This window comes from Sphingomonas abaci, from assembly GCF_014199625.1.
GTDB classification, from domain to species: Bacteria; Pseudomonadota; Alphaproteobacteria; order Sphingomonadales; family Sphingomonadaceae; genus Sphingomonas; species Sphingomonas abaci.
The window spans coordinates 333,678-349,327 of record NZ_JACHNY010000004.1 but is presented as its reverse complement, the minus strand read 5'-3'; the positions used below and the strand labels follow the sequence as shown (position 1 = coordinate 349,327).

At 69.0% G+C, this 15,650-nt stretch carries 22 protein-coding genes and 1 tRNA gene; 4 read left to right on the top strand and 19 right to left on the bottom strand.

The window, feature by feature from the left end:
• Window positions 1–36: 36 nt before the first annotated feature.
• Window positions 37–1,371 carry an Hsp70 family protein gene (locus GGQ96_RS11850; protein WP_184114853.1) on the bottom strand — a complete coding sequence of 445 codons (1,335 nt, stop codon included), beginning with the start codon at window positions 1,369–1,371 and terminating at the stop codon, window positions 37–39.
• A 50-nt stretch (window positions 1,372–1,421) separates the two neighbouring features.
• Window positions 1,422–1,841, bottom strand: coding sequence for an HIRAN domain-containing protein (locus GGQ96_RS11845; protein WP_184114851.1), 420 nt, complete (start codon window positions 1,839–1,841; stop codon window positions 1,422–1,424).
• A 279-nt stretch (window positions 1,842–2,120) separates the two neighbouring features.
• On the opposite strand from GGQ96_RS11845, the gene GGQ96_RS11840 reads away from it, so the two are divergent.
• Window positions 2,121–2,495 carry a helix-turn-helix domain-containing protein gene (locus GGQ96_RS11840; protein ID WP_184114849.1) on the top strand — a complete coding sequence of 125 codons (375 nt, stop codon included), beginning with the start codon at window positions 2,121–2,123 and terminating at the stop codon, window positions 2,493–2,495.
• A gap of 20 nt (window positions 2,496–2,515) precedes the next feature.
• Here GGQ96_RS11840 and GGQ96_RS11835 read toward each other — a convergent pair whose 3' ends face one another.
• The 5 genes from GGQ96_RS11835 to GGQ96_RS11815 form a co-directional block, all read right to left on the bottom strand.
• The gene (locus GGQ96_RS11835; protein WP_184114847.1) at window positions 2,516–2,707 is read right to left on the bottom strand and encodes a hypothetical protein; all 192 of its coding nucleotides are present in this window, start codon (window positions 2,705–2,707) and stop codon (window positions 2,516–2,518) included.
• A gap of 405 nt (window positions 2,708–3,112) precedes the next feature.
• Window positions 3,113–3,856, bottom strand: a complete 744-nt coding sequence (locus GGQ96_RS11830) for a lysozyme (RefSeq protein ID WP_184114845.1) — start codon at window positions 3,854–3,856, stop codon at window positions 3,113–3,115.
• A gap of 39 nt (window positions 3,857–3,895) precedes the next feature.
• Window positions 3,896–4,036 carry a hypothetical protein gene (locus tag GGQ96_RS11825; RefSeq protein WP_184114843.1) on the bottom strand — a complete coding sequence of 47 codons (141 nt, stop codon included), beginning with the start codon at window positions 4,034–4,036 and terminating at the stop codon, window positions 3,896–3,898.
• Window positions 4,033–4,320 (bottom strand): hypothetical protein, encoded by a 288-nt coding sequence (locus tag GGQ96_RS11820; protein ID WP_184114841.1) that lies wholly within the window; start codon window positions 4,318–4,320, stop codon window positions 4,033–4,035. Before GGQ96_RS11820 ends, GGQ96_RS11825 begins: the two co-directional genes overlap by 4 nt.
• 38 nt (window positions 4,321–4,358) lie before the next feature.
• Window positions 4,359–4,601, bottom strand: a complete 243-nt coding sequence (locus GGQ96_RS11815) for a hypothetical protein (RefSeq protein ID WP_184114839.1) — start codon at window positions 4,599–4,601, stop codon at window positions 4,359–4,361.
• 141 nt (window positions 4,602–4,742) lie between these two features.
• Between GGQ96_RS11815 and GGQ96_RS11810 the strand changes: the two genes are divergently transcribed.
• A complete protein-coding gene (locus GGQ96_RS11810; protein WP_184114837.1) occupies window positions 4,743–5,459 on the top strand; it encodes a S24 family peptidase in 717 nt (238 codons plus the stop codon).
• Window positions 5,460–5,475: 16 nt separating this feature from the next.
• Here the strand turns inward: GGQ96_RS11810 and GGQ96_RS11805 are convergent.
• Window positions 5,476–5,551, bottom strand: a tRNA-Lys gene (locus tag GGQ96_RS11805).
• A 13-nt stretch (window positions 5,552–5,564) separates the two neighbouring features.
• Complete coding sequence (gene folK / locus GGQ96_RS11800) at window positions 5,565–6,038, bottom strand: 2-amino-4-hydroxy-6-hydroxymethyldihydropteridine diphosphokinase (RefSeq protein ID WP_184114835.1); 474 nt, start codon at window positions 6,036–6,038, stop codon at window positions 5,565–5,567.
• Between folK and GGQ96_RS11795 the strand changes: the two genes are divergently transcribed.
• Window positions 6,037–6,732, top strand: a complete 696-nt coding sequence (locus tag GGQ96_RS11795) for a uracil-DNA glycosylase (protein WP_184114834.1) — start codon at window positions 6,037–6,039, stop codon at window positions 6,730–6,732. The two genes, folK and GGQ96_RS11795, sit on opposite strands and share 2 nt — an antisense overlap.
• Before the next feature lies 1 nt (window position 6,733).
• On the opposite strand, the gene aguB is transcribed toward GGQ96_RS11795, so the two are convergent.
• The 5 genes from aguB to GGQ96_RS11770 form a co-directional block, all read right to left on the bottom strand.
• Window positions 6,734–7,582 (bottom strand): N-carbamoylputrescine amidase, encoded by an 849-nt coding sequence (gene aguB / locus GGQ96_RS11790; protein WP_184114833.1) that lies wholly within the window; start codon window positions 7,580–7,582, stop codon window positions 6,734–6,736.
• Window positions 7,583–7,634: 52 nt separating this feature from the next.
• Window positions 7,635–8,621, bottom strand: a complete 987-nt coding sequence (locus GGQ96_RS11785; protein WP_184114832.1) for an agmatine deiminase family protein — start codon at window positions 8,619–8,621, stop codon at window positions 7,635–7,637.
• An 8-nt stretch (window positions 8,622–8,629) separates the two neighbouring features.
• Entirely contained in the window at window positions 8,630–10,285 is a 1,656-nt protein-coding gene (locus GGQ96_RS11780) for a M28 family metallopeptidase (protein ID WP_184114831.1), read from the bottom strand.
• 124 nt (window positions 10,286–10,409) lie between these two features.
• Window positions 10,410–11,024, bottom strand: coding sequence for a 30S ribosomal protein S4 (gene rpsD, locus GGQ96_RS11775; RefSeq protein ID WP_184114830.1), 615 nt, complete (start codon window positions 11,022–11,024; stop codon window positions 10,410–10,412).
• Window positions 11,025–11,193: 169 nt separating this feature from the next.
• Entirely contained in the window at window positions 11,194–11,451 is a 258-nt protein-coding gene (locus tag GGQ96_RS11770) for a hypothetical protein (protein ID WP_184114824.1), read from the bottom strand.
• Window positions 11,452–11,565: 114 nt separating this feature from the next.
• Between GGQ96_RS11770 and GGQ96_RS11765 the strand changes: the two genes are divergently transcribed.
• Window positions 11,566–11,874, top strand: a complete 309-nt coding sequence (locus GGQ96_RS11765; protein ID WP_184114822.1) for a chorismate mutase — start codon at window positions 11,566–11,568, stop codon at window positions 11,872–11,874.
• Here GGQ96_RS11765 and GGQ96_RS11760 read toward each other — a convergent pair.
• Genes GGQ96_RS11760 through dnaN form a run of 5 tightly spaced genes read right to left on the bottom strand, consistent with a single transcriptional unit; the run spans window position 11,809 to window position 15,533 of the window.
• A complete protein-coding gene (locus GGQ96_RS11760) occupies window positions 11,809–12,618 on the bottom strand; it encodes an RNA methyltransferase (RefSeq protein WP_184114821.1) in 810 nt (269 codons plus the stop codon). The two genes, GGQ96_RS11765 and GGQ96_RS11760, sit on opposite strands and share 66 nt — an antisense overlap.
• Window positions 12,619–12,660: 42 nt before the next feature.
• Window positions 12,661–13,701 carry a DNA replication/repair protein RecF gene (gene recF / locus GGQ96_RS11755; RefSeq protein ID WP_184114820.1) on the bottom strand — a complete coding sequence of 347 codons (1,041 nt, stop codon included), beginning with the start codon at window positions 13,699–13,701 and terminating at the stop codon, window positions 12,661–12,663.
• A 15-nt stretch (window positions 13,702–13,716) separates the two neighbouring features.
• Complete coding sequence (locus GGQ96_RS11750; RefSeq protein WP_184114819.1) at window positions 13,717–14,142, bottom strand: PIN domain-containing protein; 426 nt, start codon at window positions 14,140–14,142, stop codon at window positions 13,717–13,719.
• A complete protein-coding gene (locus GGQ96_RS11745; RefSeq protein WP_184114818.1) occupies window positions 14,142–14,372 on the bottom strand; it encodes a type II toxin-antitoxin system Phd/YefM family antitoxin in 231 nt (76 codons plus the stop codon). The genes GGQ96_RS11750 and GGQ96_RS11745 overlap by 1 nt, the downstream gene beginning before the upstream one ends.
• Before the next feature lie 45 nt (window positions 14,373–14,417).
• The gene (gene dnaN, locus GGQ96_RS11740) at window positions 14,418–15,533 is read right to left on the bottom strand and encodes a DNA polymerase III subunit beta (protein WP_184114817.1); all 1,116 of its coding nucleotides are present in this window, start codon (window positions 15,531–15,533) and stop codon (window positions 14,418–14,420) included.
• Window positions 15,534–15,650 lie beyond the last annotated feature (117 nt).

Here is a 15,650-nt window from a genome sequence, read left to right as displayed (position 1 = left end):
CAACTTGACCAATAGGGAATGCAGCGACTGCAATCGTCAGGCCGGCGTGCTGGACCAGGCGGCCAGGTCGGGTGACTCGCCGATCAGCGCGAGGCCATGAGCGATGGAGGTGAGCGCATCGCCGGTCGCCAGCCGTTCCTCGCCGAAGCGTTCGACGAACAGGCGGCGGATGCGCGGCGTCAGCGACGTGCCGCCGGTCAGGAAGATTCGGTCGACCGCCGCGGCTTCGATGCCTGCTGCGACCAGCGCCCGGTCGACCGCCGCATCGATCCGGGCGATGTCGGGCGCGATCCACGCCTCGAAGTCGCGGCGATCCACCTCCGCCTCGATGCGCAGCCCGCCGCCCTCGAAGACGAACTGCGCCTGGTCCGACGTCGACAGGTCGCGCTTGGCCCGAGCCACCGCGTCATAGAGGCGATAGCCCTGTTCCTGCTCGATCACCGCGATCATCCGCCCGATCGCGTCGGGATCGAGCGCGGCGCGACGCAGCTTCTCCAATTCGGCGAGCGTGCGACGGTTGCGCATCAGGGCCAGGCGCGACCAGTCGCCGAAATCGCTGAAATAGCCGGCGGGGATCTCCAGCACCTTGTCGAACGAGCGATATTGTCCGCCCTTGCCGAGCAGCGGCATCACCAGATGGTCGACCAGGCGATAGTCGAATCGGTCGCCGGCGATGCCGACCCCGGCATGGCCCAGGGGCACGCAACGTCGCGGCGCGCCCGGCGCTTCGATCCGCACCACCGAGAAGTCGCTGGTGCCGCCACCAAAATCGGCGACCAGCACGGTCGCGGGCTGGTCGATCGCCGCCGCATAGCTGAACGCCGCGCCGAGCGGTTCATAGACATAATGGATCTCCGCGCCCGATCGTGCCAGCGGCGCGAACATCGCATCGTAGCGGTGGCGCGCCAGCGCCGCGTCGGGGCGGTGGCCGACCCATTCGACGGGGCGGCCGACGACGATCCGGGTGAAGCTCTGGTCGAGGGCACCGCCCGCTCGCGCGATCATGTGCTGGAGGAAGCGCGCGCCTAGTTCCTCGAACCGGAATCGCCGCTCGAATACCGTGGCATGGTCGAAACCGGGCGCGGCGGCCACCGACTTGAACGACTGGAGGAAGCGGCTGCCCTCGGGGAAGTCGAGATACTCCGCGATCGCCCAGGGCCCTGCCGCCGAGTCCAGTCCGCCGCGCGCCGATTCCTCTTGCCAGAAGCACAGAGCCGAGCGGAACACGGAGGACGCCCCGTCGGAGCCCGCGATGGGGATCAGCGCGGACTCGCCGCCGCGCGCGATCGCGGCGACCGAATTGGTTGTGCCGAAGTCGAAGCCGAGCACGGCGGGAGGGGCAGCGACGGCAACATGGGCGGGGGCGGTCATCGCGTGTTGGTGCTACAGCGGCGAGGGTCTGCGCAAGCCGGCAAAGCGGCTCACGCCCCCCATTCGGGGCCATCAGGGTCGGGGTGGAAGCCGCTGTCGTCCTCGTCCCGCCTGGCCGGCGGACCGGTGTCGCCCGCCGGCGCGATCGGCGGCAGCCGGTGCGGCGCATCGCCGCCGAAGCGCAGCCGGATATAGGCCACCGTTCCGGCCATGCCTTGGAACAGGGCGACGACGGGCCGGCCCTGGCGCAGTCGACCGCCGATCCAGGGCGCGCGCTCGGCGGTGATATAGCCGATCTGCACGCCGCGCTCGCTTAGCACGGCGACGGCATGGGGATCGTGCGGGTTTCGGGGTTCCGGGCGCAGCGACACCGGATCGCCAGGACGACAGAGCATCGCCTCGAACCGCCGGCTGCTGCGGTCCGCATTGGGATGATCCAGTCCGACGACCGCCAAGGTCAGTTCATCCACGGCCACGGCTCGTTTTCACTTGGTCCATGACGGACGCTTTTCGCCGTAAGCGCATGGAATAAAGATGAAACATGGTTCTTAACCGTATCATCGCCGGTAAGTACGAACAAACGTCCGGACCAGTTAACAATATCATATCGCCTTCGCGATAGAAGTGCTCCCCGCCATAGTGCCGCTGGCGCAACGCGGGTGGCCATAGTCATGCTGGGGGTGTCGAAATGGCGGTGAAGATCATGGGGAGGTGGTGACCGAGATGCGCCCTGATCTTGGCGTTCGTCGATGAGCCGGCGGGAACGCAACCCGGTCGTCCCGGACGATGTCGCCGGGCTGGCATTGCGACTATGGCATGAACGACGATGGCGCGACCGCCATTTCCAGCGCTATCCCGACCTCTTCGCTGATCCCGCTTGGGACCTGCTGCTCGATCTGCTGATCGCGGAATCGGAAGGGCGAACAGTATCGACCACCGCCGCCTGCCTGGCGTCCGGCGTCGCGGCATCGACCGCTTTGCGCTATGTCCACCTGCTGGAGAGTCAGGGGCTGGTGAAGCGGGTACCCGACCGCCGCGACGCCCGGCGCGTACTTGTGCAACTCTCCTCGACCGGTCGCCGGGAGATGATCGCGTATCTTCGGTTGATCCAGGCCCAGCGCTAGGCGGCGGGCCCCGGACCGGGTCAGGCCGCGACGGCGTCGGTATTGCGCGACAGCGACTGGAACAGCGCGCGCTCCACCGGGGTCAGGCCGGACAGGCGCTCCAGCGTCTCGGGCTTGATCTGGCTGTCGAGTTCGATTGAGGGCAGCGGCTTGCGGTCGTCGGCGGCGATACGGTTATTGGCCCCGAACAGGGTCAGTGTCACACGGCTCATGGAGGTCCTCTTTGCGGGCCGCCGGATCATCGCCGGCAACCAGGAGGAACAATGCCGCAACGGACGCGGGGTTCCGCTGAGCAGGGGAGGAAATCCCTTATACCCGGTCAACCCTCCCGGCTTCGTTCGCGCCTATCCAGTTGCGACCATCGCCACCCGGACGGGCGAAGCCGCGCTTCGCGCCATTCACCCTCTCCCACCCCCAAGCGAAGGGGAGGACGCCCTTGCCGGGCCACGGCTTTGGCGCGGGGCGCGGCGATGCGGGTAGTGCCCGCCCCGCCCGGACCGCCAGAAGCCGCTCCATCGGCGTGCCGGACGGCAGGCCTGTTCGCGGACGGGCCCGGCACCCGACGGGGCGGTGGCGAACCGCAGCATTGGCCGGTCCTTGGGCCCGTGGGGGAGGGGTCAAACAGGCAGGCCGGTGCGGCACAGCGCCCGCTCACGCTGGCGGCGCAGCAGCAGTCCGCGCACCGCACGGCCGCCCGCGAACCAAAAGGCGAGGAACCGGTCGCAACCCTCGCGCCAGCGCCCGGCGGCGAAATGTCGGGCGACGCTCGACCGGCAATAGGCGGCGACACCGATGTTGAAGGTCAGCCGCGTGACGGCCGCGAGCTGGTTCGGTCGCTCCGCCAGTTCGGGCGAACAGGCCAGCGCACCGGCGAGATGCGCCTGCGCGTCGCGTCGCAACAGCGTCTCGCATTCGGCATCGCTGCGATGCTGGCCGGTGCGCACTCCAGGCCCGGTATGGCCGAAACAGCTAGTGGCGACGCCGGCGATGTCGACATAGCTGGTGTTGCGCTTGCCTTCGTCCTCGCGCAGCCCGGCGATCGCCAGCGTCAGCGCCGCCGCGACCATCGCCGTGCCGCCGATCGCCCGGGCCGGGACCGCCCCGCGCTCGGCCGGACGCGGACGCGGATCGCGGAGCGGCTGGGGCGACAGGCGCGCGGCGATGACCAGCGCGAACAGAATCATCCCCAGCCACGCGTCGGCACGCGCCGGCAGCATCGCACGAAGCTCCGCCGGCATCATCGTCCACAGATCGAGCAGCCGCTCGGGCATCAGGATCATCGCGGCGTAGAGAAGCGATCCGAACGCCGACAGGCGCACGGACCACCAGCGCGAGGCTTCGCGCCAGTTGATACGGGTCATCACTGCATCTCCGCTTAGGCCCCGGCATCGGGGCGGGCTTCAGTCGGGGCGGATCGTCCACCGCCGGCGGCGCAGGCCGGCGGTGACGAGGCCCAAGGTCAGGCGCAGCGTCAGGCGCAGCGCGGGCAGTGCGCGCACCGCGAGACAGGCCACCACCAGCATCGCCGGCACCTGGCTCATTTCGCCGCGCCCTTGGTCATCATCTGCAAGGTCGCCTCGATCCGTGCGGTGCGCACGTCGATGGCGTTGAGCAGATCCTGCCGCCGGTCCTCGCGCTGCTCGAGCTGGCGGACCTGCGTCTCGACCTGTTGCAGCCGCTGTTCGCGCTGACCATCGCCCCGGATCGCGCCGGCGAGCACGGCGGCGGCGGCGATGATGGTGCAGATCAGCGTCAGCAGATCCTTGGTCGCCATGCGGGGCGGCGGAGCGGCGCCGGGGGCGCTCGCGGGCAGGGCGGTGGCCATGATATCTCTCCTTCGCGGCATGATGTACTTGTTTTGTTCTATACGGGATCGTCCGGCAGGCCGACGCTGGCGCGCGCCGCGGCCAGCCGGTCCGGATCGCGGAGCCAGTGCGCGCCGGTGGCGAGCTGCGCCCGCAGCAGTTTCCGGCACCCGTCGGTCGCCATGCAGCGATCGGCATGGTTGGTGCCGACCGCCTCGACCCAGGAGGGGTCGTCCCCGGCACGGTCGGCATCCTGCGCGGACATGGCCATCGCCACGTCCGTGTCCATGATCGGGGTCATGCTGTTCCTCCTGTGGCCTGCCGGCCGGTGACGCTCTGTCAGCGCAGAAAGCGTCTATATCAGCAAACGCTGACATTCGGAAGTGATATTCGGTTAGCTTCGGTGATGACTGGTGCCGCAATGCCAGCTAGTGCTGACATCATGTCCGCTGATCCCCTGTCGCTCCATGACCGGCTGATGGCCGTCAAGCCGGCCGGCCTGTCCGCCAATGCCTGGACCGTCCGCGCCCGTCTCAACCGCAATGTGCTCAGCGACATCCGCCGTCGCGGCGCGGCGCAGCACGACACGATCGAGAAGCTGCTCGGCGCGATCGGCGTGACCTTCGCCGAGTTCGAGGCGGGCCAGCGCGCGACCGGGCAGGAGCCCCCCGACCGCCGACCGTTCCTGGCGCTGCGCGGTCAGGACCGGCCGCGCGACGTGCCGATCGTCGGCACCGCGCTCTGCTCCGACATCAGGCTTCCCGATTCGGACGAGCCGGTTCAGGTCGAGGCGATGGAGATGCAGATGGACGATGTGATCGACTATGCCCGGCGACCGCTGACGCTCGATCACAAGCGCGACGTCTATGCGCTGTATTTCCGCGGCGTCTCCATGGCTCCGCGCTACGAGCCGGGCGAGCTGGGCTATGTCGATCCCAACCGTCCGCCCAGCACCGGCGACTATGTGGTCGCACAGATGCGCCGGCCGGACGGCGATGGCGAGCGCATCTTCACCGTGATCGCCAAGCGGCTGGTGCGCCAGAGCGCCTCCTATTACGAATTCGAGCAGTTCAACCCGGCCTGCACCTTCCGCGTGCCGCGCTCGGCGGTCGCGCATCTCCACCGCATCATCCCCTGGGACGAGCTGGTGACATTCTGACAGGCAGGGGAGAGGATGGTGGGTCCGCCGGGGCTCGAACCCGGGACCTCTCGATTAAAAGTCGCTTGCTCTACCGACTGAGCTACGGACCCAACATGCGCGTGACTAGGGACGGGGGCGGCGGCGGTCAACCACCGTGCGCAATTGCCGGACGCTGCGACGCGTCACCGGATCGCGCCAGTCGCCGGCGATCGCGGCCAGCGGCACCAGCACGAAGTCGCGCGATCGAAAGGCGTTATGGGGAATGGTCAGGTCGCGCGCGTGCCACCGGCCGCCGGACCAGAGGATAATGTCCAGGTCGATCGGCCGCGCCCCCCAGCGCCGCCCGCGCCGCCGGCCGAGATCACGCTCGATCGCTTTCAGCCATGCCAGCATCGCCGACGGCGCCAGGTCGCTGTCCACCAGCGCGGCGGCATTGGCGAACCGGCGGATCGAAGGGCCGAGCGGCGGCGTGCGGATGATCGGCGACACGACCCGCGCGCCCAGCCGCGCCGCGGCGGCGGCCACCATCGCCTCGGGGCGACCGGCGCGCCCGCTGCGGTTGGAGCCGAGCGCGATCGCATAGGTTGTACGCGTCATGACCAGCGCTTACCCGCAAATCACCGCATCCGCATCCTCGCCCATCCCCGAGACCGAACCGCCGCGCGACTGTCCGCGCTGCCCGCGGCTGGTGGCGTTGCGCGAGACGCTGCGCGCCGAGCACCCGGACTGGTGGAACGCGCCGGTCACCGCGTTCGGCGACCCCGATGCCTGGTTGGCGCTTGTCGGCTTGGCCCCCGGCAAGCAGGGGGCGAACCGCACCGGCCGGCCCTTCACCGGCGACTATTCGGGCGACCTGCTGTTCGGCACCTTGCGCAAATTCGGGCTGGCGGGCGGCCTGTTCACCGCCGATCCCGGCGACGACCTGCACCTGACCGGCGCCGCGATCGTCAATGCGGTCAAGTGCCTGCCACCGGCCAACAAGCCCAACCCCGACGAGATCCGCAACTGCCGCCCCTTTCTGGAGGGACAGCTCGCCGCGCTGCCCCGGGTGCGGATCGTCGTCGCCCTCGGCCAGATCGCGCACCAGTCGGCGGTGAAGGTGATGGGCGGCCGCCTGCCCAAGGCGCGGTTCGGCCACCTGGCCGAACATGTCATGCCCGACGGCCGGGTGCTGATCGATAGCTATCACTGTTCGCGCTACAACCAGAACACCGGCCGGCTCACGACCGCAATGTTCGAGGCCGTCTTCGCCCGCGCGGTGGCGCTGCGGGCGGCGATGACGGGCGGCTAGATCACACGTCCTGCACCAGCCGGCCGTACAGCTCCGGTCGCCGGTCGCGGAAGAAGCCGAAGGCGGCCCGGTGGCGCTTCACCCGGTCGAGGTCGAGCGTCGCGACGATCACGCCCTCCTCCTCGCGGTCCAGCTCGGCCAGGATGTCGCCGCGCTCGTCGGTGATGAAGCTGGTGCCGTAGAAGGTCTGGCCATGCTCCGTGCCGACGCGGTTGGCGGCGATCACCGGCACCACGTTCGACACCGCATGGCCGACCATCGCGCGCCGCCACAACCGCGCCGTGTCGAGCGAGGTGTCGTGCGGCTCGCTGCCGATCGCGGTCGGATAGAAGAGCAGCTCCGCCCCCATCAGCATCATCGCGCGCGCGGTCTCCGGATACCATTGGTCCCAGCAGACGCCGACGCCCAGCTTGGCGGCGGGGCCGTCCCAAACCTTGAAGCCGGTATTGCCGGGGCGGAAGTAGAATTTCTCCTCATAGCCCGGTCCGTCCGGGATATGGCTCTTGCGATAGACGCCGCGCACCTCGCCGTCCGGGCCGATCATCGCTAGGCTGTTGTAATGATGCGGCCCGTCCGCCTCGAAGAAGCTGGTCGGGATCCACACCTTCAGCGCTTCGGCCAGCGCCTGCATCGCCAGCACAGCCTTGTGCTCGCCGACCGGCCTGGCGTTGGAGAACAGGCCCTCATCCTCGACCCGGCAGAAATACTCGCCCTCGAACAGTTCGGGCGGCAGGATCACCTGCGCGCCCCGGCCATGCGCCTCGCGCACCAGGCGCGAGACGTTGGCGATGTTCGCATCGATATCCGATGAAAAGGCGAGCTGGAGCGCGGCGACGGTGATCTCGGTCATGCGCGCCCAGATAAGGGCTCGCGCGGCCCGCGTCACCCGCTTCCTGGATTGATCAGGCGGGAATCTGCTGCGAGATGCAGTGGAAGCTGCCGCCGCCGGTCAGGATATGGTCGGCGCGCTGGCCCACCGCCTGGCGGTCGGGGAACAGCGCCTGGACCGCCGCGACCGCCGCATCGTCATTCTCGGCGCCATAGAGCGGCACGACCACCGCGGCGTTGCCGATATAGAAGTTCATGTAGCTGGCGGGCACGATCTCGTCGTCGCGGATCACCCGGCCGGGCGAGGGGAGGGTGACGACCTCCAGCCCCGCCGCGGTCAGCGCGCGGTGCGCGGCCTGATAGACTTGCCAGTTCGGGTCGTTCTCCGCCGCTTCGGGAATCGCGACCCGGCCCTCGCCGACGAAGCGGGCGAGATTGTCGACATGGCCGTCGGTATGGTCGTTGAGCAGCCCGTCGCCCAGCCACACGACGCGGGTCAGTCCCAAATCCTCGGCGAGCCGGGCGGCGATCTGGTCGCGGGTCAGCGTCGGGTTGCGATTGGCGTTGAGCAGGCATTGCTCGGTGGTGACGACCGTGCCGGTGCCGTCGCCATCGATCGCGCCGCCCTCCAGCACCCAGTTGCAATAGCCAACCTTGCGCCCTTGCGTCTGCGCCAGCCGCATCCCGATCGTGTCGTCGCCCGGCAGGTCGTATTTGCCGCCCCAGCCGTTGAAGTCGAAGTCGCGCGCCTGACCGTCACCGATCAGGATCGGGCCGGTGTCGCGCAGCCAGATGTCGCCGAAGGGCTGCACCTCGACCTGCGCGAATGGCGCGAGGGCGGCGGCCGCCGCGGCCGATTCGGCATTGGCGCAGACCAGGATCACCGTCTCGCCGCGTCCCTCGGCATGGACGGCGCGGGCGAAGGCGGCGACCTCCGCGCGCGCCGGCGCCAGATCCTCGACCCAGAGTTCGGGATGGCTGGGGAAGCCGATCCACACCGCCTTGTGCGGCGCCCATTCGGCGGGCGGCGGCGGGGTGGTGGGGGCGGAAGCGGTGGTCATGGGCTCGGTCATCGTGTGGCGTCTCGGCTACGGTCGCGAATGGCGCGGAATTCGGCGGTCGGATACCAGTTTGGCCACGCATTGCCATCATAGGCCAGCATCCGGCCGAGCTTGTAATAGATGCGCAGGTCGGACAGCGCACCCGACCAGTCCCATTTCGGATCATATTCGTCGGCCGGCTTGTGATAGCGGTTGGCGACATAATCCTCGGCCTTGGCATGGCCGGCGGCGGTGCCGCCCGCCACCAGGTCCTGGCCCGAATTGGCGTCGAGCATCGGCACGCCCAGCTTGGCGAAGGAGAAATGGTCCGACCGGTAATAGCCGCCGCGCTCCGGGTTGCTCTCGGTTCCGATCACGCGTCCCTCGGCGGCGACGATCGGCTTGACCAGATCCTCCAGTTCCGACTTGCCCGCCCCCGCGATCACGAAGTCGCGCGTTAGGCCGTTGACGTTGAGCACGTCCATATTGACGCCACCGACCGTGTGACCGAGCGGATAGATCGGATGTTCGGCATAATAGCGCGAGCCGAGCAGCCCCGACTCCTCCGCCGTCACCGCCAGGAACCCGATCGAGCGTTTCGCCGGCCCCGCCTTGGCCTGCGCCTCGGCGAGCGCGACCAGCCCGGCGACGCCCGAGGCGTTGTCGACCGCGCCGTTGCAGATGTCGTCGCCATCGACCGGATCGCACCGGCCCAGATGGTCCCAATGCGCGGAATAGAGAACATAGTCATCGGGGTGCGCGGTGCCCGGCAGCACGCCGATCACGTTCTTCGACGCCTGACGCCGGATCGTGTTGCGGAAGCTGAGCGACATCCGCGCATCGAGCGGCACCGCCTTGAAGCCCTTGGTCTTGGCGGCCTCGGACAGGGCGGCGAAATCCTTGCCAGCGGCGGCGAACAGCGCCTGCGCCTGGGGCAGCTGCATCCAGCCCACCGCCTGGCTCTGGTCGAGATGATCGCCCTTTTCGTCCAGTTCGAGCTGCGGGCCCGTCCAGGAGGATTGCACCACCGCCCAAGGATAGGCGGCCGGCTCGGTCTGGTGGACGATGATTGCGGCGGCGGCGCCGTGCTTCGCGGCATTCTCGAACTTGTAGGGCCAGCGGCCGTACCACGTCATCGCCCGACCCTCGAACGGTCCCTCGCGGCCCATGGTCTGCCAGTCGGCGTCGTTGATCAGGATGACGACCGTCTTTCCCTTCACGTCGACGCCGGCATAATCGTCCCAACCCTTTTCGGGCGCGGTGATGCCATAGCCGACGAAGACGACCGGGCTGTCCTTGACCGCGATCGACGGCGTGACGCGATAGGTGCCGGCGACCATGTCGGTGCGATAGGCCAGCCGCTGCGCCGGCTTGCCCGGCACGGTGAAGGTCATCGGCGACATGTCGGTGGCGGTGATCTCCACCATCGGCACGGCCTGCGTCCATGCGCCGTGATTGCCGGGCTTCAGCCCCGCCGCCTTGAACCGTTCGATGATGTACGCGACGGTCTTCTCCTCGCCCGCGGTGGTCGGCGCGCGCCCTTCATAGGCGTCGGACGACAGCGTCTGGGTGACGGTCTTCAGCGTCTCCGGCGAAATAGCGGGCGCAGGCGCGGGCGCGGGCCGGGTCTGGGCCAGGGCGGGCGCGGCGACGGTGGCGAGCAGGGCGAGGATCGTGAGGCGCATGGTGTCTCCTGGATGCGCCGGATGGTTTGGCCGGGCTCGCCGCGGTGAGCAAATGAAATCCCACGAAAAAAGGCGGCCCCCGCAAAGGGGACCGCCCGTTTTCGTGTTCGGAGTCGAACGGGTCTTAGCGCGAGTAGAACTCGACGACCAGGTTCGGCTCCATCTTCACCGGATAAGGCACCTCGTCCAGCGTCGGCACGCGGACGAAGGTGATCTTGGCGTTGCCGTCCGGCGCGACGTAATCGGGGATCTCACGCTCGGCGAGGTTCTGCGCCTCGAGCACCAGCGCCATTTCCTTGGCCTTGGTGCCCAGCGTGATCTCGTCGCCGACGAAGCAGCGACGCGACGCGATGTTGCACTTCACGCCGTTGACGCGGATGTGGCCGTGGCTGACCAGCTGGCGCGCGGCGAAGATCGTCGGCGCATACTTGGCGCGATAGACGATCATGTCCAGGCGCTGCTCCAGCAGGCCGATCAGGTTCTGCGAGGTGTCGCCCTTCATGCGGGCGGCCTCCTGGTAGCACTGCTTGAACTGCTTCTCGGTGACGTCGCCGTAATAGCCCTTCAGCTTCTGCTTGGCGCGGAGCTGGATGCCATAGTCGGAGACCTTGCCCTTGCGGCGCTGGCCGTGCTGGCCGGGGCCGTATTCGCGCTTGTTGACCGGCGACTTGGGACGGCCCCAGATGTTCTCGCCAAGACGGCGATCGAGCTTGTGCTTGGCGCTATGGCGCTTCGACATCGTAATTCCTTGCAACTGACAACAACGTTGGTCCCGGTATCGCTCCGCGACTCGGACGAATGAGGATTCTCACGCGCAGGAGGGCAGGGCCGCCGCTTCACCGGGATGCGGGGCCGATTGCGAAGGGGCGCGCCTAGCCGCAGGCGGTCCCGGAGTCAAGCAGGCGCGGTCAGCGCGGCGCGCCGGTGCGCCCGCCATTGATGCGCCGTGCATTCTCCGCCGCGCCGGCATTGGCGCTGTCGATCGCCGCCCACTCCGCTTTGCTGTGGCAGGTGCGCTTGGCCATGATCGAGCCGAGCGGCACCTCCTTGCGACAGACCGGCTTCTCCGCCGCGACCGGCGTCGGCGTCGGCGTCGGCGTGGCCGCGGGCGCTTCCGGCGCGGTCGTTTGGGCGGCAAGGGCGGCGGACAGCAAGAGCATGAACATTGGTCGTTTTCCCTGTAAAAGAGACAGGGGATATGACCTGAAATCCGCGGCCGATGCAAAGCCTGATCGTGATCCCGCATTGGCGGGCGCGGCAGGCGCGGCTAGAGCGCGGCCATGTCTGACACGATCCTGCCCGGCCCCGACTGCACCACCATGACCGAGGTCCGCGCCGGCGTCGACGCGCTCGACCGCGAACTGGTCGCGCTGCTCGCCCGGCGCTTCGCCTATATGGACGCGGCGGCGCGGATCAAACCGGCGCGCGGCGCGGTGCGCGACGAGGCGCGCAAGACGCAAGTGATCGCCAATGCCCGCGCCGAGGCGGAACGGCTCGGCCTGCCGGCTGAGGTGATCGCCGACCTATGGGAGCGGCTGGTCGAGGCCTCGATCGCCTATGAACTCGACCGGTTCGACCGAACCCGCTGATTCGTCCTCCGTCCGGCCGCGGCGCAGCTTCGCGCCTTCCAGCGCCGATAGCACGCCGCGCAGCGTGCGGACCTCCTGGCTCGACCAGCCGGGCTTGGTCAGCAGCGTCCGCAATGTCCGCCGCGTCGCGCCGGCGCGTTCGGGCGGGAAGAAGAAATGCGCCGCCTCCAGCATCGAGTCGAGCTGGCCGATCATCCCCTCCAGCTCGCCCTGCGGGGCGGGGGGCGGCAGCTCGGTCTCGGGCGGCTGCGCCAGCGCCTGGTGCTTGGACCATTCATAGGCGATCAGGATCACCGCCTGCGCCAGGTTCAGGCTGCCGAACTCCGGATTGATCGGCACCGTCACGATGGTGCGGGCGAGCGCGACATCGTCCGTCTCCAGCCCCGACCGCTCGGGCCCGAACAGGAAGGCGCTGCGCCCCGGCTCGGCCTGGATCGCGGTGGCGGCTTCCTCCGGTGTGACCACGGGCTTGGTCACCCCGCGCTTGCGCACCGTGGTGGCATAGACATGCGCGCAATCGGCCACCGCCTCGGCCACTGTCTCGAACACGACCGCGCGCTCCAGCACCAGGTCGGCGCCCGAGGCGGCGGGGCCGGCCTGGGGATTGGGCCAGCCGTCGCGCGGCGAAACCAGCCGCAGCTCGGTGAGCCCGAAATTGAGCATGGCGCGCGCGGCCTTGCCGATATTCTCGCCCAGTTGCGGGCGGACCAGGACGATGACGGGCTTGGGAGCGGGGGAAGGCATGACCTTCCTTTTCCGCGTCTCGCGCGCAAAGTCGAGCCGTCGCTACAGGTCGATCCGCGTCGCGTCCGCCGACAGGTCGGCGAACAGCGCCGCCTCGGTGCCCGTCATCCAGGTCTGTCCGCGGCCGTCCAGCCGGGCGAACAGCGCCGCGCGGCGGCCGGGATCGAGATGCGCGGCCACCTCGTCGAGCAGCAGCACCGGCGCGCGGCCGGTGCGTTCCGCGACCAGCTCGGCATGGGCCAGGACGATGCCGATCAACAGCGCCTTCTGCTCGCCGGTCGAGGCCAACGCCGCCGCTTGCGCCTTTTCGCGGTGGATGACCGCGAGGTCGGCGCGATGCGGCCCGATCAGCGTGCGGCCGGCGGCGGCATCGCGGCGGCGGCCCATCGCCAGCGCACGGGCGAAGGAATCGCCCTGGATCGGCTCGCCCAGCAGGTGCAGCCTGGCATGTGGGAAGGCGCCCGCCGGGGCCGCGTCGAGCCGTTCGGCGAGCAGCGCGACCGTCTCCAGCCGCGCCGCGTCGAGCGCCGCGCCATGTTCGGCCATGCGCGCCTCCAGCGCGGTCAGCCATTCGGGATCGGCGGGATGCGCACCCGCCAGCAGCCGGTTGCGCTCGCGCATCGCCGCCTCATAGCGGCTGGCATGGCCGGCATGGGCCGGCGACAACGCCAGCACCAGCCGGTCGAGGAAGCGCCGCCGCTCGCCCGCCGGCTCGACGAACAGCCGATCGGTGGCCGGGGTCAGCCAGAGCGGCGTGATCCACTCGGTCAGCCCGGTGGCGGTGGCGGCCGCGCCCTGGATGCGGACGATGCGGCGATCGGGGGCGGGGGCCTGGGTGCCGGTGCCGAGCTCGACGCCCGCGACGCGCGCCGCCACGCCCCAGCCGCCCGCGCCGCCCTGCCGCGCCATCGCCGCCAGGGCTGCACGGCGCAGCCCGCGACCGGGCGCCAGCAGCGACACCGCCTCCAGCACGTTGGTCTTTCCCGCTCCGTTCGCGCCGGTCAGCACCACGAAGCCGGGACCGGGCGCGAGGCTCAGCGCGTCATGGTTGCGGAAATCGCTGAGGGTGAGGCGGTCGAGCAAGGGTCGGCGAGGATGTCAGGAACGGGGATGGACATCGAGCCCGCGCGCCTTGGCGGACTCGGCGAGATCGTGATCGAACGTGGCGATAGCGGCTCCGGAGCGGAGCGCGACGGCGAGGTGCAACGCATCCGCCGCGCGCAGGCCGCGTGGCGGGGTGTTCACCAGCACTCCGGCCTCGCGAAAATGCGATTCGTCGATGGCCAGCATCGAACAGCGCGCCGAGCGGAATTCTGTCCAGATGCCGTCCACCGCCGCCAGCGCGGCATCGTCCAGCACGCCGCGCCGGTGCTTCATCGCCAAGGCGCTGGCGACCTCGGTCAGCGTCCAGGCACTGATGGCCAATGGCTCGGCCGGTTCGGATCGCAGCCAATGGCGCGCGCGCTCGCTATGCGGTTCGTTGGTCAACGCCGCGACGATCAGCGACGTGTCACAATAGATCACTAATAGCGCGCCTCTCGCCGCATCTCCGCCACGCTGTCGCTCGGATCGAAGGGGAGCGTGGCGGCCAGTGCATCGAGTCGAGCGAGATCGAAGCTCGCGGCGGCCGGCGCCGGGGCAAGCCGGGCGACGATCATGCCGCCCCGCTCGATCTCGATCTGCTCACCGAGCTCGACCCGCCGGACCAATTCGTCAAGCCGATCGGCCGCATCGCGGATGTCATAGGCTTGCATGATCGGACTCCTTTCCCGCCGGGTCGCCGGACGAACCGCTCCCGTTTACACCCGCATCGGCATCAGCACGTAGAGCGCTGGCGCCTTGTCATTCTCGCGGATCAAGGTCGGCGCGCTGGCGTCGGCGAGATGCACCTCGACCAGGTCGCTGTCGATCTGGCCCAGGATGTCGAGCAGATAGCGGCTGTTGAAGCCGATCTCGAAGGGCGGGGCGGTGTATTCGCCGGGCACTTCCTCGGCGGCGGTGCCGTTTTCGGGGCTGCTCACCGACAAGGTGATGCGGTCGCGGTCCAGCGCCATCTTCACCGCGCGGGTCTTTTCCGTCGCGATGGTGGAGACGCGGTCGACCCCCTCCATGAAGCTCTTGGGGTCAAGCTTCAGGATCTTGTCGTTGCCGGTCGGGATGACGCGCGAATAATCGGGGAAGGTGCCGTCGATCAGCTTGGAGGTCAGGATCGCGCGGCCCAGGTCGAAGCGGATCTTGGTGCCCGACAGCGACACGCCGACCGACCCGTCCACCTCGTCGAGCAGCTTGCGCAGCTCGCCCACGCATTTGCGCGGCACGATCACGTCCGGCATCTGCTCGGCGCCCTCGGGGCGCGGCATGGTGACCCGCGCCAGCCGGTGGCCGTCGGTCGCCGCCGCCTTCAGCACCGGCTCCGGGCCGTCGGTGGCGACGTGCAGGAAGATGCCGTTCAGATAATAGCGCGTCTCCTCGGTGGAGATGGCGAAGCGCGTCTTGTCGATGATCTGCTTCAGCGTCTCGGCGGGCAGTTCGAACTGGGTCGGCAACTCGCCCTCGGCGATCACCGGGAAGTCGTCGCGCGGCAGCGTGCCGAGCGAAAAGCGCGCGCGACCGGCGACGATGGTCATGCGACCCTCGGCGGCGGACAGCGACACCTGCGACCCCTCGGGCAGCTTGCGCGCGATGTCGAACAGCGTGTGCGCGGACACGGTGGTCGAGCCGGGCTGGTCGACCGCGGCGGGCACCTGCTCGTTGATCTGGAGGTCCAGGTCGGTCGCCATCATCTTCAGATGGCCGTCGGTGCTGGCTTCGAGCAGGACGTTGGACAGGATGGGGATGGTGTTGCGGCGCTCCACCACCGACTGCACATGGCTCAGCCCCTTCAGGAGCGTCGCGCGTTCGATCGTCGCCTTCATATCATCCCCCAGGCCCGCATTCGGCCGATTTGGATTCCAGTCCTACCCGATTGACGGAGCGGAGCAAGCGTTGCTCCCTCCGACAACGAGGGTAAACGAGCGGTTAACGCGCTTTGC

Coding starts and splice junctions, on each gene's coding strand:
- GGQ96_RS11850 (WP_184114853.1), bottom strand. CDS start 1,371: ATGACCGCCCCCGCCCATGTTGCCGTCGCTGCCCCTCCCGCCGTGCTC.
- GGQ96_RS11840 (WP_184114849.1), top strand. CDS start 2,121: ATGAGCCGGCGGGAACGCAACCCGGTCGTCCCGGACGATGTCGCCGGG.
- GGQ96_RS11835 (WP_184114847.1), bottom strand. CDS start 2,707: ATGAGCCGTGTGACACTGACCCTGTTCGGGGCCAATAACCGTATCGCC.
- GGQ96_RS11830 (WP_184114845.1), bottom strand. CDS start 3,856: ATGACCCGTATCAACTGGCGCGAAGCCTCGCGCTGGTGGTCCGTGCGC.
- GGQ96_RS11825 (WP_184114843.1), bottom strand. CDS start 4,036: ATGAGCCAGGTGCCGGCGATGCTGGTGGTGGCCTGTCTCGCGGTGCGC.
- GGQ96_RS11820 (WP_184114841.1), bottom strand. CDS start 4,320: ATGGCCACCGCCCTGCCCGCGAGCGCCCCCGGCGCCGCTCCGCCGCCC.
- GGQ96_RS11815 (WP_184114839.1), bottom strand. CDS start 4,601: ATGACCCCGATCATGGACACGGACGTGGCGATGGCCATGTCCGCGCAG.
- GGQ96_RS11810 (WP_184114837.1), top strand. CDS start 4,743: ATGTCCGCTGATCCCCTGTCGCTCCATGACCGGCTGATGGCCGTCAAG.
- GGQ96_RS11795 (WP_184114834.1), top strand. CDS start 6,037: ATGACCAGCGCTTACCCGCAAATCACCGCATCCGCATCCTCGCCCATC.
- folK (WP_184114835.1), bottom strand. CDS start 6,038: ATGACGCGTACAACCTATGCGATCGCGCTCGGCTCCAACCGCAGCGGG.
- aguB (WP_184114833.1), bottom strand. CDS start 7,582: ATGACCGAGATCACCGTCGCCGCGCTCCAGCTCGCCTTTTCATCGGAT.
- GGQ96_RS11785 (WP_184114832.1), bottom strand. CDS start 8,621: ATGACCACCGCTTCCGCCCCCACCACCCCGCCGCCGCCCGCCGAATGG.
- GGQ96_RS11780 (WP_184114831.1), bottom strand. CDS start 10,285: ATGCGCCTCACGATCCTCGCCCTGCTCGCCACCGTCGCCGCGCCCGCC.
- rpsD (WP_184114830.1), bottom strand. CDS start 11,024: ATGTCGAAGCGCCATAGCGCCAAGCACAAGCTCGATCGCCGTCTTGGC.
- GGQ96_RS11770 (WP_184114824.1), bottom strand. CDS start 11,451: ATGTTCATGCTCTTGCTGTCCGCCGCCCTTGCCGCCCAAACGACCGCG.
- GGQ96_RS11765 (WP_184114822.1), top strand. CDS start 11,566: ATGTCTGACACGATCCTGCCCGGCCCCGACTGCACCACCATGACCGAG.
- GGQ96_RS11760 (WP_184114821.1), bottom strand. CDS start 12,618: ATGCCTTCCCCCGCTCCCAAGCCCGTCATCGTCCTGGTCCGCCCGCAA.
- GGQ96_RS11745 (WP_184114818.1), bottom strand. CDS start 14,372: ATGCAAGCCTATGACATCCGCGATGCGGCCGATCGGCTTGACGAATTG.
- dnaN (WP_184114817.1), bottom strand. CDS start 15,533: ATGAAGGCGACGATCGAACGCGCGACGCTCCTGAAGGGGCTGAGCCAT.